This is a genomic window from Rhizobium aethiopicum (assembly GCF_900094625.1).
Lineage (GTDB): Bacteria > Pseudomonadota > Alphaproteobacteria > Rhizobiales > Rhizobiaceae > Rhizobium > Rhizobium aethiopicum.
On sequence record NZ_FMAJ01000002.1, the window covers coordinates 388,195 to 403,114 of the forward strand.

Sequence of the window (14,920 nt, forward strand, 5' to 3'; positions counted from 1 at the left end):
GAAGGGCCGCCTTTCTGGCTACAACGAGTAGCGCCATGCCATGACGACAGTCCAGGCGCCAACCAGCATCCATGTATGGGAAATGCGCAGGCCGATGACGAGTGCGACGATCAGCGCCAGCTTCGTTTCCCAGCCGCCGATAAAGAAGGCAGGGGCGACCAGCGTCGTCAGCACGGCCGCCGGTACGGCGTTCAGTGCTGCCTCCATCCGCGGCGGGATGCTCTTCATACGGGTAATGAGAATATAGCCGCCGATGCGGGTCGCGAAGGTGGCAGCCGCCGCCGCGAGGATGACCAACGCCATGTGAAGGTCGAATTCCATGGCTCAAACCTCGTGCACTTCGGACTGAAGGGCGTCGGCTTCGAGATCGGGCTCCTGCGGCGGCGGCAGCAGGGCGGCAAGCACGATGCCGGCCGCCGCACCGAGACTTACATGCCAGGGCGAGCCGACATAGCGATAAGCCAGCACGGAAGCGACCGCGCTGACAAGCGCCACGGGCAGGAAATTATCGCGCTTGCGGAAACCGAGGACGATGCCGAGGAAATAGGCGGGCAGCAGGATATCGAGACCGATCGCCTTCGGATCGCCGATGAAGCTGCCGAGCATGCCGCCGGCAATGCTGATCAGCACCCAGGGGATGTAGATGATGATGCCGAAGCCGAAATACCATGCGAAGGTGAGCGGCTTGCCGGCTTCGCCACGCTTCACCGCTTCGGCAAATTGCGGATCGACGAGCAGGAAGAAGGTGAAGAACTTCTGCAGTGGGGTGAAATGGCCGATGTAGCGGGCTAAAGCCGCCGAATAGAGCACGTGGCGGAAATTGACGGCGAGGATCGACAGCACGATCAGCCAGGCTTGGACATTGTGGCCGAAGAGTTCGATGCCGACCATCTGGCTGGCGCCGGCATAGACGGTGGCGCTCATGAAGGCGGCTTCTGAAAGCGACATGCCGTTTTCGACCGCAAGCGCCCCAAAGAGAGCACCGAAGGGCGCCGACGCCAGCGCAACGGCGGAGCCGCCTCGCAAACCTTCAATGAAGTCAGCGCGATTCATGGGAGTATCCTGTTGGAAATTCAGCTTTTCCTTATGGTCTATGGCTTGCTGCGGCAATTGAATTTCGTTGATTGACCAATCGATTTCGCTGAACCATCAAAGCCCTGACCGCACCGGCCGAAAGGGACTCCCATGAAGAAGATCGAATTTTCGAAAGAGGCGAAGGCGACGATCGTTTCCAGTATTCGCGGCTATTTCGAGACGGAGCTCGACCAGCCTATCGGCGCGCTGCCGGCCGAGTTCCTGCTCGACTTCTTCGCCGAGGAGATCGGCGCCCATTATTACAACCAAGGCCTTCGCGATGCACACGCAGCCCTTCTCCGAAAGATGGAGGACCTGGCGGAGGACATCTATCTCATGGAGCGTGACGAGAAGAGCAAGACCGTTGGACAGTAAACAGGCAGCGGCGTTTCAGCCCTCGCGCTTCATTCGCTCCCGGCGGGCGATTTCGGCTTGTGAAGGTTCCTGCATCGCAAAGCTGCCGGTTTTGACCTCGCCCGCACGCTCGTAGACGCTCATGATAACTCCGGTCGTGGACACTGCGCTTGTTGTCAGCTTCAGCGCCTGCGGCTTGGCGCCATCGGCGAACAGGCGCTTGCCGGGGCCGAGAACAAGCGGGAAGGTCAGAAGCCGGAGTTCGTCGATCAGGTCGTGCGCCAGCAAGGTCTGCAGCAGGCCACTACTGCCCTGTGTTAGAAGATCCGGGCCATCCTCCTGCTTCAACCGGGCGATTTCGGCCGCAGCGTCGCCGCGAATCGCGATGGAATTTTCCCAGGCGAGCGGCTGCGTGGAGGTGGTCGCGACATATTTGGTCGCGGCATTGAAGACCTTTCCGATCGGGTCGTCCTGACCGACGAAGGGCCAGTGCGCTGCGAAGATCTCATAGGTCTTGCGGCCAAGCAGCAATGCGAATGGACTGCTGAAGATCCCGCCCATGAACTGGCCCATCGGCTCATCCCAGTAATTGACGGTCCAGCCACCAAGGCTGAAGCCGCCGGTCGGATCCTCCTGCGGCGCGCCCGGCGCCTGCATGACGCCGTCCAGGCTTACGAAGGCTGCGGTCACAAGCTTTCTCATTCTCATCTCCCATGGTTGTTGTGTTCAGAGCCAAGGACGGATCAAGCTGGGGCCAGCCGACATGCCTGGGAACTTTTTGTGCCATCGCTGACGCCGCCGCCAGCGCTCGAGACGCGGAGAAGCGGCGCAAAGCTCAATCGGGGCGAATGTTTTTTAACACCAAATTATCGGGGCGCCCGTATCGTCGCCACATTTTCCGTCACCGGGCTGCGTCAATTGGCTGTGATTGTCTCTGATATCCATGAACGTCGATCAACCATGCTCGGCAAAGTGTCGATCTTTCTGCTGTGGTTGGTGCTGGCATCCGCGCTATGCTGGTCGCAAGCGGTGTGGCGCGATGAGGTTCGCGCCTTGTCGCTCGCTCTTCAGGGCGAAAGTTTGATCGATATGCTTCGGCAGATGCATGGCGAAGGTCATCCTGCTCTCTGGTATATCCTGCTGCGCGCCGCTCATGGCGTGGTCGGCTCACCCGTCGTCCTGAAGATCGTCGCACTGACGGTTGCTACGGTTTCGGCGTACCTCCTTGTTTTCTGGCTGAAACTGCCGCTGTCGATCATGCTCCTGTCGTTGTTCAGCAGCTTTTCGATTTTCGATTACGCCGCGATGTCGCGAAATTACGGCATCAGCATGCTGGTGGTCTTCCTTATCGTTCTGAGCTGGAAGAGGGGACTACGCAACGGGATATTGATCGGCCTGCTATTTGCCTTGCTGGCAAATACCAATGTCCACTCGGTCGTCCTCGTCGGCGGCTTTCTCGCCTACTGGTTTTTCGATCTGGTTCTCGCGCGCCCAAGACCTCCCCTGTCGGCATTTCGGGCCTTTGCGACGGCAGCCGCCATTGCCGCGGCCGGTGTTGTTCTGTGCTTCCTGACCGTTTACCCGACCTTCAATGATGCGGGGCAGAACGATCTCGCGGGCAAGAATTTCGTTGTGCTTTTGCTTTCCGCCTTAACCGCGACCAGTTCCTATTTCATGGCGTTCTACCCTGACCGGATCCTTGAACTGGCCGTGGCTGAGCCATTGCTCGCCCGGATCTTCGCTGCGCTGATGGCGGTGCTGATCTATGGTAGTCTGTTGGGGTTGGCGAACCGGCGCCCGGCAATGTTCGCAGCGGCCCTGGTTCTGCTGGGGCTTTCGCTGCTTTTTACGCTCGTCTATCCAGGTAGCTACAGACATCAGGCGCTGTGGCTGGTCTTCATGATCGCGATCACCGCATTGACCACGCCGCCCCGGCCGGGCTCCGCCGATGCCGGCGGCACCGAGGCTGCCGGCGCCGGCGTGAGGATCGGACGTCTGTGCTTCATGATATTGCTGGCTCTGCAGGTCGCCTCCGGGATCGAAAAGGCCTATCAGTTCCTCTTCACCGACGTACCGCTGAGCCGGGCTCGGGATTTCGGCTCGTTCATTCAGTCTCGCCCTGATCTCAAGGATGCGATCATCGTGGCGGATCCCGACTACCTCGTGGAACCCTTGCCCTATTACGTTTCCAATCGCACCTATCTTCTGCGAGAGGAGCGGTTCGGCGCCATCGTGCGGTATACCCGCAGCGCCCGGCTTTCGCTGAGTCTTGCCGAGATCCTCCAGACGGCGCGGCAATTGCAGCGGAGCGAGCATGCCCCGATCGTCATTCTTCTTTCGCAGCGGCTTGACCGAATTGCCGCGCCCGTCTCATTGCATGAAAGTTACAATTGGCTGCTGTCTTTGACGCCAAAGGACATTTCCGCCTTCCGTAGCGAGACGACCCTCGTCAAGCGCTTCGGCCCTGTTGCCGGCAGCGATGAGACATTCGATGCCTATCTGTTGAAATAGTCAGGGATCGCAAGCTCATTCGCGCAAGGCATCCGCGCTTTTGATCACTGCGATGCCATGCGCCCGCATCTCGTCGATGGCGGCGGCAACACCTTCGGAGGTGATGCCGCGGCTGGCGTCCTCGATGAAGCGCACGCGCACACCAGGCATCATCTCGAGCGCGTCGAGCGCCGAGAATTTCACACAGTAATCAGTCGCCAGCCCGCAAACGTCGAGATCGGTGACACCCTGATCCTGGAGAAAATCGGAGAGACCGGTCGAGGCATCCCGGTCATTGTCCCGGAACGCCGAATAGCTGTCGATCCTGGGATCCTCGCCCTTCTGCTGGATCAGGTCGATCTCTTCCGATTTGAGCGCGGGATGCAGTTCGGCATCGAACGTGCCCTGGATGCAGTGGTCGGGCCACATCATTTGCGGCTTGCCGGACAGTTCTCCCATCTCGAAAGGGACGGTCCCCGGATGGGCGGATGCGAAGCTGCCATGGCCGGGCGGATGCCAGTCCTGGGAGGCGACGATCAGGTCATATCTGCCGCTGTCGATCAGCCTGTTTGCAACGGGAACCACCTTGTCGCCGTCCGGTACCGGCAGATTGCCGCCCGGACAGAAGCCGTTCTGGATATCGACGAGCAGCAGCGCTTTCATCAAGCCCAATCCCTTCGTGTTCTTGCAATGCAAATGCCGAATGCACCGAATACATCACTAGTGGATTTCCCGGCGCGGGCGCGCAAGTGTTAATTCTGGCACCAGCGGTAGCAGTAGCTCAAAAAAGTATTCGCTAATACAATCATGGCGATAGAGAGCGGAGGCTTTCCTCCGCAAGCGGCGGGAATGAGAAGGGTGCTTTTGCGTTTTGCGGATCGAGGCTCGCCGACAGAGGCTCTTTTTCGTGGCCCGCTCGGTTGCGGTTCAGCCGTTGCGGCGCCTCTCCGGCGGTGATGCCAGCTCGATCTTGCTCACGCCCGCAATTTCTGCCTTTCTTGCCCGACACTCAAGCCGGAACCGAAGCCATGTCCGAGCCTCAAGATGAAAAGATCGATGCGACGTTCCGCAACGGGTCGCTGACCGCGACCGGGATCATTCTCGGTTTCTCGCTGAATTTCATCAGTCTCTGGGTGTCCAACCCGAACGACTGGAGCCTTGTCGATCTGTTGCCGATGTCGTTTCTGACTGTCGGTATCGCCATTCAGGTGAAGGTGTTTGCCGATCTGCTGGCGCGTGACTCGCTGCTCGCCGCCAGATATGACCGGGCTCGGCGACTGTTCCTGATCGGGCTGTCGATCGTCGCCTTCGGAATGGGGATCGCCCTGCTGAACGATATTCTCGGGCTCAGCAGTATGCGGATGTTCGGGTGAGGCTTCCCCGCGCCATATGGCCGCAAGATCACACACGCTCGACGAAGCCGTCCAGCACCCGTTTCTGGCCGGCACGATCGAAGTCGATCGTCAGCTTGTTGCCTTCGATGCCGGTGATGTTGCCATTGCCGAATTTCAGGTGGAAGACGCGGTCGCCGAGGGTGAAGCGCGAGGGCTCGGAGGAAGTCGATTTCGCCACCAGCTCGCCGTCAATAGTGCGCCCCTTCGGGCCGCTTTCGCCATAGCCGATACGTTCGACGGCATGGCCGGAGCGGGTGCCCCAATTGTCGCGGGTGGCTTCGGTCTTGTTGGCTTGGGCGCGTTTCCAGCCCGGGGTGGAATAGGAGTTGGCGAAGGGTTCGGCCTTGTCGAAGCGAGACTGGCCGTAGCCGCCGCGGCCGTAACCGCCGTAGCTCTGCTCCATCTCTGCGACCTCGACATGGCTTTCCGGCAGTTCGTCGAGAAAGCGCGAGGGCAGGGTCGACTGCCAGAGGCCGTGGATGCGGCGGTTGGAAACGAACCAGATATGACAGCGGCGCTTGGCGCGGGTGATGCCGACATAGGCGAGGCGGCGTTCCTCCTCCAAGCCGGCGCGGCCGCTCTCATCGAGCGAGCGCTGGTGCGGGAACAGGCCTTCCTCCCAGCCGGGCAGGAAGACGGTATCGAATTCCAGGCCCTTGGCCGAGTGCAGCGTCATGATCGAGACGGCGTCGAGGTTCTCGTTTGTCTCGGCGTCCATGACAAGCGAGACGTGCTCGAGGAAGCCGCGCATCGACTCGAAGCTTTCCATCGAGCGGATGAGTTCCTTCAAGTTTTCGAGGCGGCCGGGCGCTTCGGCGCTCTTGTCGTTCTTCCACATGTCGGTATAGCCGGACTCTTCGAGGATCTGCTCGGCAAGTTCGGTATGGGGTGTGTTTTCAAGCAGTTCCTGCCATCGGCGGAAAGATTGAATCACGTCGAAGAGGGCCTTGCGCGCCTTCGGCTTCAGCTCGTCCGTCTCGATGATGTCGGCGGCGGCCGCCAGCATCGGGATGTCGCGGGCACGCGCATAATCGTGCAGCGCGCGCACCGTCGTGTCGCCGAGGCCGCGCTTCGGCGTGTTGATGATGCGCTCGAAGGCGAGGTCGTCGGCCGGCTGCGCCACCAGCCGGAAATAGGCCATGGCGTCACGAATTTCCAGGCGTTCATAGAAGCGCGGGCCGCCGATGACGCGGTAATTGAGGCCAAGGGTGACGAAGCGGTCTTCGAACTCACGCATCTGGAAGGAGGCGCGCACCAGGATCGCCATGTCGTTCAGCAGATGCTTGCTGCGCTGGAGCTGCTCGATCTCCTCGCCGATGGCGCGGGCTTCCTCCTCCGAGTCCCAGGAGGCGTGGACCTGCACCTTGACGTCATCCGGGTCGGTGCGATCGGTGAATAGCGTCTTGCCCAAACGGCCCTCATTATGGGCGATCAGATGGGCGGCGGCGCCGAGAATATGTTCGGTCGAGCGGTAGTTGCGCTCGAGCTTGATGACCTTGGCGCCGGGGAAATCCTTCTCGAAGCGAAGGATATTGTCGACCTCGGCGCCGCGCCAGCCATAGATCGACTGGTCGTCGTCGCCGACGCAGCAGACATTCTGCGGCTCGCCCCTGTTGCGCTGGGCCAGCAGCCGCAGCCACATATATTGGGCGGTGTTGGTATCCTGATATTCGTCGACGAGGATATAACGGAAGCGGCCGTGATATTCCTTGAGGAGATCCGGGTTCTTGCGGAAGATCGCGATCGGATGCATCAGCAGATCGCCGAAATCGCAGGCATTGAGGGTCGACAAGCGCGCCTGATAGGCGAAATAGAGATCGCGGCCGCGGCCATTGGCGAAGGCGCGGGCGTCGCCTTCGGGAATATCGGCCGGGCCGAGGCCCTTGTTCTTCCAGGTATCGATCATGCCGGCGAACTGCTTTGCCGGCCAGCGCTTGTCATCGAGACCGACGGCCTGGATCAACTGCTTGATCAGGCGGACGACGTCATCGGTATCGAGGATGGTGAAATCGGAACTGAGGCCGACCAGCTCGGCATGGCGGCGCAGCAGTTTGACGCCGATCGAATGGAAGGTGCCGAGCCACGGCATGCCTTCGACGGCGCCGCCGACGAGCAGGGCGATGCGCTCCTTCATCTCGCGCGCGGCCTTGTTGGTAAAGGTGACGGCGAGGATCTGCGAAGGGAAGGCGCGACCGGTATTGAGGATGTGGGCGATGCGTGTCGTCAGCACGCGTGTCTTTCCGGTGCCGGCGCCGGCGAGCACCAGGACCGGGCCTTCAAGTGTTTCGACTGCTTCCGTCTGCTCGGGATTGAGGCCGGCAAGATAATCCGGCCGCTTGCCGCCGTCGCGCGCCGCCATCGCGCGGGCGGCGATGCCGCCGCCGCCGGCGGGCCTTCCGGCAGCTGCGACGGACGGCTGCGGCTTGCGCGCCACTTCGCCCGGCTCTTCGTCGAAGAAGGGAATATCGTCGAAACCATTGCTCATGGCGCGTAATGTAGTGATTCGGGAAGGAAAGACCAGAAAAGATGTTCTGCTTTCATTCCCGAACCACCCCTATTGCAAAGGGATGCGTGCGGCAAGGCCGCCGTCGTGCGGCTGCAATTGTCGTGCGGGTGAGCGGGCGAAAAATTCTGACGGTAGCCTGTCGGAACCGGCGCCGAGCACACGTCCTTGAAGCATCGGACAAGAGTCCGGGATTCTCGCCAACAAGGAGGCTGTCAATGCCGAAGGTCATTTCAAATCTCTGGTTCGCGGAGCAAGCGCGTGAGGCCGTTGAATTCTACGTGTCGATCATTCCGGATTCCAGGATAGGACGCACCACCATACTTCCGGCGGAAACGCCGAGCGGGCCACCCGGCAGCGTCGAGCTGATCGAGTTCACGCTTGGCGACCAGGCCTTCCTGGCAATGAAGGCCGGTCCGCTCGACAGCTTCAACCATTCCTTTTCGATCGCAATCCTCCTGGAAAGTCAGGCGGAGATCGACCGGATATGGAATGCTTTCCTCGCCAATGGCGGCACAGCGGAGGCGTGCGGTTGGCTGAAAGATCGCTGGGGTCTTTCCTGGCAGATCGTGCCGCGCGTTCTCTCCGAGATGGTCGCCGACGACGATCGCGAGCGGGCAAAGCGCGTCACCGAGGTCATGCTCGGCATGGTCAAGATCGATGTGGCTGCGCTGGAAAAGGCGTTCAACAGCTAAGTGCCGGGCGGCACATGATCAGGGGGCGGGAATGGTTACGCTTCGTCGGTTTCCATCCTGCTGGAGCGAGCTGACGGCCCGCCGTCAGCAGCCGATTGCCGCTCCGCCCGGCAATCGCCGATTTTCCCAGCTCGAATCACGGGCGCTATTGCACACCTTTTTGACATTCATGTCACGTCGCTAAATGTGCTGATAGCGCAATGCGCCTTTTCTCAACTAAAATGAGAAACAGTTTCGTAGAGTAAAAAAATTACCGGTGCATGCACAATTTTGTGCATTGCTACAAACTGCCGGTGAGCGTCGAATATACCTACGAAACTATTGATTCTTAGGAACGCCGTGGCCATCTCGATGGTTATACGGCTTAGAGCCTACGGCATAACCTTAATGGAGGTCCCATGCTGAGTGAATCCGTATTCGATGCGTTCACACGCAGTTATGAAGCGCGCCGCGAAACCGACATGTCGGTTTCCGAATATCTCGATCTCTGCAAAACGGATCCGATCGCATATGCCAACGCGACCGAACGCCTGCTCGCGGCAATAGGCGAGCCGGAGATGGTGGACACTGCCAGGGACGCGCGCCTCGGCAGGATCTTCATGAACAGGACCATCCGGGTCTATCCGGCGTTTGCCGGTTTTCACGGCATGGAAGAAACGATCGAACGCATCGTCTCCTTCTTCCGGCATGCCGCGCAGGGGCTCGAGGAGCGCAAGCAGATCCTTTATCTGCTCGGCCCGGTCGGCGGCGGCAAATCGTCGCTGGCCGAGCGGCTGAAGCTGCTGATGGAGGTTCATCCGATCTACGTGCTGAAGGCGGGTGACGAGATCAGCCCCGTGTTCGAAAGCCCGCTCAACCTCTTCGACCCGGAGACGATGGGCTCGCTGCTGCAGGAGCAGTACGGGATCCCGCTGCGGCGGCTGAACGGGTTGATGAGCCCATGGTGCCTGAAGCGGCTCGACGATTTCGGCGGCGATATTTCCCGTTTCCGCGTCGTCAGGATACAACCTTCGCGATTGCGCCAGATCGCAATTGCCAAGACCGAGCCTGGAGATGAGAACAATCAGGATATCTCCTCGCTGGTCGGCAAGGTGGATATCCGCAAGCTGGAAACTTACTCCCAGAACGATCCCGACGCCTACAGCTATTCGGGCGGGCTCAACCGAGCCAATCAGGGCATCCTCGAATTCGTCGAGATGTTCAAGGCGCCGATCAAGATGCTGCATCCGCTGCTGACGGCGACGCAGGAGGGCAATTATATCGGCTCCGAGAATATCGGCGCCATACCCTTCTCCGGCATCGTCCTTGCGCATTCGAACGAGGCGGAATGGCAGACCTTCAAGGCCAACAAGAACAATGAGGCCTTCATCGACCGTATTTGCGTCATCAAAGTGCCCTATTGCTTGAGGGTGACGGAAGAACAGAAGATCTACGAGAAGCTGATCGAGGGATCGGAACTGGCGGATGCACCATGCGCCCCGGCAACGCTCGAAATGCTGGCGCGTTTCTCGGTTCTTTCGCGGCTGCGCAAGCATGAGAATTCGACGTTCTTCTCTAAGATGCGCACCTATGACGGTGAGAGCCTGAAGGAAAGCGATCCGCGCGCCCGCAGCGTCCAGGAATACCGGGATGCGGCCGGCATCGACGAAGGAATGGACGGGATATCGACCCGCTTCGCCTTCAAGGTGCTCGCCTCCACCTTCAATCACGACACCACGGATATCGGCGCCGATCCCGTCCATCTGATGTATGTGCTGGAACAGGCGATCCGTCGCGAGCAATTTTCCGACGATGTCGAGAAGCGTTATCTGGAATTCATCAAGGCCGATCTTGCGCCACGCTATGCAGAGTTCATTGGCAACGAGATTCAGAAGGCCTATCTTGAATCCTATGCGGACTACGGACAGAATTTGTTCGACCGATACGTAGACTATGCCGATGCCTGGATCGAAGACGTGGACTTCAAGGATCCCGATACTGGCCAGCTTCTCGACCGCGAGCTCCTCAACCAGGAGCTGACGAAGATCGAAAAGCCGGCGGGAATCGCCAATCCGAAGGATTTCCGCAACGAGATCGTCAAGTTCTCGCTGAGATCGCGGGCAGCCAACGGCGGAAAAAATCCATCATGGACGAGCTACGAGAAAATCCGGGAAGTCATCGAGAAGCGTATGTTTTCGCAAGTCGAGGATCTCTTGCCGGTCATTTCCTTCGGGTCGAAGAAGGATTCGGAAACAGAAAAGAAGCATAGCGAATTCGTCTCGCGCATGGCCGCGCGAGGTTACACGGAGCGGCAGGTTCGGCGCCTTGTCGAATGGTACATGCGCGTCAAACAGGCAAGTTAATGCGGAGCCATTATGCACATTGTCGACCGGCGGCTAAATCCGCGCGGTAAAAGTCTGGAAAATCGTCAGCGGTTCCTTCGACGCATGAAGGGAGCCGTGCAGCAGGCGGTGAAACGTTCTCTGCAAAATCGAAACATTCGAGACGTGCTCGACGGTGGGGAGATCAGCCTGCCGATCGATGGGATGGCCGAACCAAGCTTTCGAAGGGGTGTAGGCGGCATCGCCGACCACATCCTGCCAGGAAACCGGGCTTTCGTCGAAGGCGACATCATTCCGCGGCCGCCGGGCGGGAAGGGGGGAAAACCAAAAGATGCAGGCGAAGGCGACGGTGAGGACGGCTTCCGTTTCGTGCTGACGCGGGAGGAATTCCTCGATGTGTTCCTTGATGACCTTGAATTGCCGGACCTCGCCAAGCGGCGCCTAGCCGAAACCGAAGAGGAAACTCCGTTCCGCGCCGGCTATTCCGTATCAGGATCGCCCTCCAACATTGCCGTCGGTCGCACGACCAAGCTCGCAATGATGCGCCGTGTTGCGCTCGGCCGCCCACGCCGCGAAGAAATCGAAGCCCTGCAGCGGCAGATCGACGAATGTGAGGACGACGAGAGCCGTCTGGAGCTTGAGGCCAAACTCAAATCCCTGACGGAAAAAAGCCGGCGCATTCCCTATATCGATCCGCTCGACGTGCGCTATCGCCGGTTCGAAAACGAGCCGAAGCCTGTCGCGAAAGCGGTGATGTTCTGCCTGATGGACGTCTCGGGCTCCATGTCGGAGCACATGAAGGACCTTGCGAAGCGGTTTTATCTGCTGCTCTACCTTTTCCTCTCAAAACGCTACAAGAAGGTGGAAATCGTCTTTATCCGCCATACCGACAGGGCTGAAGAGGTCGACGAGGAAACCTTCTTCTACGGTCCGGCCACGGGCGGCACGCTCGTGTCCAGCGCGCTTGCGGCGATGAAAGGGATCATCGCTGCGCGATTCGATCCGTCGGAGTGGAATATCTACGGCGCCCAGGCCTCGGACGGCGACAACGCTCATTCGGACGGAAATCTGACCGGGCAGCTGCTGCGCGAGATTTTGCCGTTGTGCCAGTATTTCGCCTATATCGAGGTCGGTGAGGAAGGCGGCGATTCTACAGTATCGCGGTCGCCGCTGTGGATGCTCTATGACGGGATCCGTGCCGATCCGCTGCCGCTTTCGATGCGCAAGGTCTGCCGGCGCAGCGAAATATTCCCTGTTTTCCATGATCTCTTCCAGAAACGTGACGCACAGTCGAGGGTGACGCCATGACCATGACGGTGAGGCCAAGGGAGCGGCTCTTGTTCGAGGGAGCCGACTGGGACTTTGCAACGCTGCAGCGCATCCATGATGCGTGCGAGGAGATCGCGCTCGGTGAACTCGGCCTCGATGTCTATCCGAACCAGATTGAAGTCATCACCTCGGAGCAGATGCTGGATGCCTATTCATCAACCGGCATGCCGCTCTTTTACCGCCATTGGTCCTTCGGAAAACATTTCGCCCACCACGAAGCCTTCTACCGCCGCGGTATGCGCGACCTTGCCTACGAAATCGTCATCAACAGCTCCCCCTGCATCTCCTATCTGATGGAGGAGAATACGGCGACGATGCAGACGCTCGTCACCGCCCATGCGGCTTTCGGCCACAATCACTTCTTCAAGAACAACTATCTCTTCAAGCTCTGGACCGATGCGGAGGGAATCCTCGATTACCTCGATTTTGCCAAGGGTTATATCACTCGCTGCGAAGAGCGGTATGGCGAGACGGCCGTCGAACGAACGCTCGATGCGGCGCATGCACTGATGTCGCATGGGGTGCATCGATACGCCGGCAAGACCACCATCGACCTTCGTCAGGAGGAGAAGCGGCAGCAGGAGCGTCGCGCCCACGAGGAGCAGATGTTCAACGACCTGTGGCGCACGGTTCCAGCTGGCAAGGCGAAAAAGGCGGGTGACATCGGCTTGGAAAAGCGGCGTGCCGCGCTCGGTCTTCCGCAGGATAACATCCTCTATTTTCTTGAGAAATCCGCGCCGCGGCTGCAGCCGTGGCAGCGCGAAATCCTTCGCATCGTCCGCCACGTCGCGCAATATTTCCATCCCCAGCGGCAGACTAAGGTGATGAATGAGGGAACCGCCACCTTCGTCCATTACCAGATCATGAACCGGCTTCACGAGCGCGGGCAGATAAGCGACGGGAACTTTCTCGAATTCCTGAAGTCGCACGCCAACGTCGTCTTCCAGCCAAGCTATGACGATCGGCGGTTCTCGGGTTTCAATCCCTATGCGCTTGGGTTCGCGATGATGCAGGACATTGAGAGGATCGTCACCAGTCCGACGGAAGAGGACCGGACATGGTTTCCCGATATTGCCGGACGCGGCGATGCGATGGGGGTCCTGCGGGACATCTGGGCCAATTACCGGGACGAAAGTTTCATCAGCCAGTTCCTGAGCCCTAATCTTATCCGGCAGTTGCGGCTGTTCCACCTCTACGACGACCCGGAACAGACCGAAGGTGTTCTGGTTTCGGCGATTCACAATGAGCGCGGCTATTTGCGCATTCGCCGCCAGCTCTCCCGCGAATATGATATCGGCTGGACCGATCCGGCCATCGATATCGTCGACGTTGATCTCGCAGGCGACCGCCGCCTGCTGCTGCAGCATATCGTCATGAACGGCTGTTATCTGCAGGAAAACGACACGAAGCTCGTCCTGCAACATCTCGCCGATCTCTGGGGCTACGACGTGCTGCTTCAGGAAATCGACAGTTCGAGCACGGTCGCGAAGGAACATACGGCCACCCCGCGCAAGATTGTTCAATCATAACGGTTTCCCTTAAGGCGCCGGATTTGGGCGTTCGGGAGCCGGTGGCGGGTTGGTGAAGCTCTTGTTCGCTTGCTGAAGCCTTCGTAATCTGCCGCTGCTGCGATCGCTCCATCGATCTCCTTAACCGGATCGAGCCTTTGCAGCATCTGCGGGGTCAGACAGCACGGGGACGATTAACATGAGTGAAACGCGGCGCAAGCTGACGACGATCTTCTGTGCTGACGTGCAGGATTATACGCGGCTGATGGGGGCCGACGAGGAGGGGACGCTTGCGACGCTGAAGCGCTGCCGCGACGCGATGGGGAATTTGATCGAAAGCCATGGCGGTCGTGTCGTCAACACCTGGGGCGACGGATTGATCGCCGATTTTCCGAGCGTCGTCGAGGCGGTGCGCGCCGCCGTCGATACCCAGAACGAACTCGCAGGTTTCAATGCCGCCCGCCCGAGCGACGGGCGCATGCTCTTCCGCATCGGCATCAATCTCGGCGACGTGATCGTTGACGGCGACGATATCTATGGCGACGGCGTCAATATCGCCGCGCGGTTGCAGGCCTCCGCGGCGCCGGGCGGCATCGTCATCTCGAGCACCGTCTACGACCAGGTGCGCAACAAGGTGGCGGTCGGTTTCGAGTTTCTCGGGCCGCTGTTGGTGAAGAACGTCGAGGACGGCGTGCCGAGCTATGCGGTCAAAATCGGCGACGGAAGCGAGGAGGCGACACCTGACGAACGACCCGTTGCCCGGCCGCAGCCGAAGGCGGCCGTCACGACCGAAGCGAGGCCGGTGCCCGGCGGGCGAAGACTGTACGCCGCGCTCGGCGTCATCGCCGCCGTGCTGGTCGCTATCAATCTTCTCTCGTGGCAGGGTGTCTTCTGGGCGCGCTTTCCTGTGCTTGCGCTCGCCGTCATCGCCGCACTCGCCTGGAATCGCGACCAGAGCCGGTTCGACCGCAAGATCGCCGCGCTTGCGATCGTGGCGCTCGGTATAATCGGCATCAACCTCTTTACCTGGGAGGGCCGGTTCTGGGCAGTGTGGCCGATGCTGGGGCTGGCGGCGGCGATAGGCCTGCGATGGTCAATGCGCCGATAGAAGTCGGTCTTCATCGGGTGCTGCATAACTTGCCCCGATAACGAAATCTTCAAGACGTTTTCAAGGTCGTTCAAGCAAAAGTGAGCGACCGGATTATTTCCAATCTTCGCTGATATTACAAATCGGTAATGCCGGGTGCTTATG

13 protein-coding genes are annotated in these 14,920 nt (G+C 59.7%); 8 read left to right on the forward strand and 5 right to left on the reverse strand.

The window, feature by feature from the left end; all coding sequences use genetic code 11:
* Positions 1–18: 18 nt before the first annotated feature.
* Both GA0061105_RS06185 and GA0061105_RS06190 read right to left on the reverse strand, forming a co-directional pair.
* The gene (locus tag GA0061105_RS06185) at positions 19–321 is read right to left on the reverse strand and encodes an AzlD family protein (protein ID WP_092748764.1); all 303 of its coding nucleotides are present in this window, start codon (positions 319–321) and stop codon (positions 19–21) included.
* A gap of 3 nt (positions 322–324) precedes the next feature.
* Positions 325–1,053 (reverse strand): AzlC family ABC transporter permease, encoded by a 729-nt coding sequence (locus GA0061105_RS06190; RefSeq protein WP_064694675.1) that lies wholly within the window; start codon positions 1,051–1,053, stop codon positions 325–327.
* A 132-nt stretch (positions 1,054–1,185) separates the two neighbouring features.
* Between GA0061105_RS06190 and GA0061105_RS06195 the strand changes: the two genes are divergently transcribed.
* The gene (locus GA0061105_RS06195; protein WP_092748766.1) at positions 1,186–1,449 is read left to right on the forward strand and encodes a DUF2164 domain-containing protein; all 264 of its coding nucleotides are present in this window, start codon (positions 1,186–1,188) and stop codon (positions 1,447–1,449) included.
* 15 nt (positions 1,450–1,464) lie between these two features.
* On the opposite strand, the gene GA0061105_RS06200 is transcribed toward GA0061105_RS06195, so the two are convergent.
* Positions 1,465–2,130 carry a dihydrofolate reductase family protein gene (locus tag GA0061105_RS06200; protein WP_092748768.1) on the reverse strand — a complete coding sequence of 222 codons (666 nt, stop codon included), beginning with the start codon at positions 2,128–2,130 and terminating at the stop codon, positions 1,465–1,467.
* 216 nt (positions 2,131–2,346) lie between these two features.
* On the opposite strand from GA0061105_RS06200, the gene GA0061105_RS06205 reads away from it, so the two are divergent.
* Entirely contained in the window at positions 2,347–3,939 is a 1,593-nt protein-coding gene (locus GA0061105_RS06205; RefSeq protein WP_092749065.1) for a hypothetical protein, read from the forward strand.
* Between the two features lie 15 nt (positions 3,940–3,954).
* Here GA0061105_RS06205 and pncA read toward each other — a convergent pair whose 3' ends face one another.
* Positions 3,955–4,581: a bifunctional nicotinamidase/pyrazinamidase gene (pncA, locus tag GA0061105_RS06210; protein WP_064694798.1), complete on the reverse strand. Its 627-nt coding sequence runs from the start codon at positions 4,579–4,581 to the stop codon at positions 3,955–3,957.
* Between the two features lie 365 nt (positions 4,582–4,946).
* Between pncA and GA0061105_RS06215 the strand changes: the two genes are divergently transcribed.
* The gene (locus tag GA0061105_RS06215) at positions 4,947–5,291 is read left to right on the forward strand and encodes a hypothetical protein (RefSeq protein WP_064694672.1); all 345 of its coding nucleotides are present in this window, start codon (positions 4,947–4,949) and stop codon (positions 5,289–5,291) included.
* Between the two features lie 28 nt (positions 5,292–5,319).
* On the opposite strand, the gene GA0061105_RS06220 is transcribed toward GA0061105_RS06215, so the two are convergent.
* Entirely contained in the window at positions 5,320–7,797 is a 2,478-nt protein-coding gene (locus GA0061105_RS06220) for an ATP-dependent helicase (protein WP_092748770.1), read from the reverse strand.
* 236 nt (positions 7,798–8,033) lie between these two features.
* Between GA0061105_RS06220 and GA0061105_RS06225 the strand changes: the two genes are divergently transcribed.
* From GA0061105_RS06225 to GA0061105_RS06245, 5 genes are all read left to right on the forward strand, one after another.
* A complete protein-coding gene (locus GA0061105_RS06225; RefSeq protein ID WP_092748772.1) occupies positions 8,034–8,510 on the forward strand; it encodes a VOC family protein in 477 nt (158 codons plus the stop codon).
* Positions 8,511–8,908: 398 nt separating this feature from the next.
* Positions 8,909–10,852 carry a PrkA family serine protein kinase gene (locus GA0061105_RS06230; RefSeq protein ID WP_064694669.1) on the forward strand — a complete coding sequence of 648 codons (1,944 nt, stop codon included), beginning with the start codon at positions 8,909–8,911 and terminating at the stop codon, positions 10,850–10,852.
* A gap of 12 nt (positions 10,853–10,864) precedes the next feature.
* Positions 10,865–12,139 (forward strand): YeaH/YhbH family protein, encoded by a 1,275-nt coding sequence (locus GA0061105_RS06235; protein ID WP_092748774.1) that lies wholly within the window; start codon positions 10,865–10,867, stop codon positions 12,137–12,139.
* Complete coding sequence (locus tag GA0061105_RS06240; protein WP_092748776.1) at positions 12,136–13,689, forward strand: SpoVR family protein; 1,554 nt, start codon at positions 12,136–12,138, stop codon at positions 13,687–13,689. Before GA0061105_RS06235 ends, GA0061105_RS06240 begins: the two co-directional genes overlap by 4 nt.
* A gap of 178 nt (positions 13,690–13,867) precedes the next feature.
* A complete protein-coding gene (locus tag GA0061105_RS06245; protein ID WP_092748777.1) occupies positions 13,868–14,776 on the forward strand; it encodes an adenylate/guanylate cyclase domain-containing protein in 909 nt (302 codons plus the stop codon).
* Positions 14,777–14,920 lie beyond the last annotated feature (144 nt).

Excerpts from the sequence above, each read along its gene's own strand:
- GA0061105_RS06185 (WP_092748764.1), bottom strand. The coding sequence starts at position 321 with ATGGAATTCGACCTTCACATGGCGTTGGTCATCCTCGCGGCGGCGGCT.
- GA0061105_RS06190 (WP_064694675.1), bottom strand. The coding sequence starts at position 1,053 with ATGAATCGCGCTGACTTCATTGAAGGTTTGCGAGGCGGCTCCGCCGTT.
- GA0061105_RS06195 (WP_092748766.1), top strand. The coding sequence starts at position 1,186 with ATGAAGAAGATCGAATTTTCGAAAGAGGCGAAGGCGACGATCGTTTCC.
- GA0061105_RS06200 (WP_092748768.1), bottom strand. The coding sequence starts at position 2,130 with ATGAGAAAGCTTGTGACCGCAGCCTTCGTAAGCCTGGACGGCGTCATG.
- pncA (WP_064694798.1), bottom strand. The coding sequence starts at position 4,581 with ATGAAAGCGCTGCTGCTCGTCGATATCCAGAACGGCTTCTGTCCGGGC.
- GA0061105_RS06215 (WP_064694672.1), top strand. The coding sequence starts at position 4,947 with ATGTCCGAGCCTCAAGATGAAAAGATCGATGCGACGTTCCGCAACGGG.
- GA0061105_RS06220 (WP_092748770.1), bottom strand. The coding sequence starts at position 7,797 with ATGAGCAATGGTTTCGACGATATTCCCTTCTTCGACGAAGAGCCGGGC.
- GA0061105_RS06225 (WP_092748772.1), top strand. The coding sequence starts at position 8,034 with ATGCCGAAGGTCATTTCAAATCTCTGGTTCGCGGAGCAAGCGCGTGAG.
- GA0061105_RS06230 (WP_064694669.1), top strand. The coding sequence starts at position 8,909 with ATGCTGAGTGAATCCGTATTCGATGCGTTCACACGCAGTTATGAAGCG.
- GA0061105_RS06235 (WP_092748774.1), top strand. The coding sequence starts at position 10,865 with ATGCACATTGTCGACCGGCGGCTAAATCCGCGCGGTAAAAGTCTGGAA.
- GA0061105_RS06240 (WP_092748776.1), top strand. The coding sequence starts at position 12,136 with ATGACCATGACGGTGAGGCCAAGGGAGCGGCTCTTGTTCGAGGGAGCC.
- GA0061105_RS06245 (WP_092748777.1), top strand. The coding sequence starts at position 13,868 with ATGAGTGAAACGCGGCGCAAGCTGACGACGATCTTCTGTGCTGACGTG.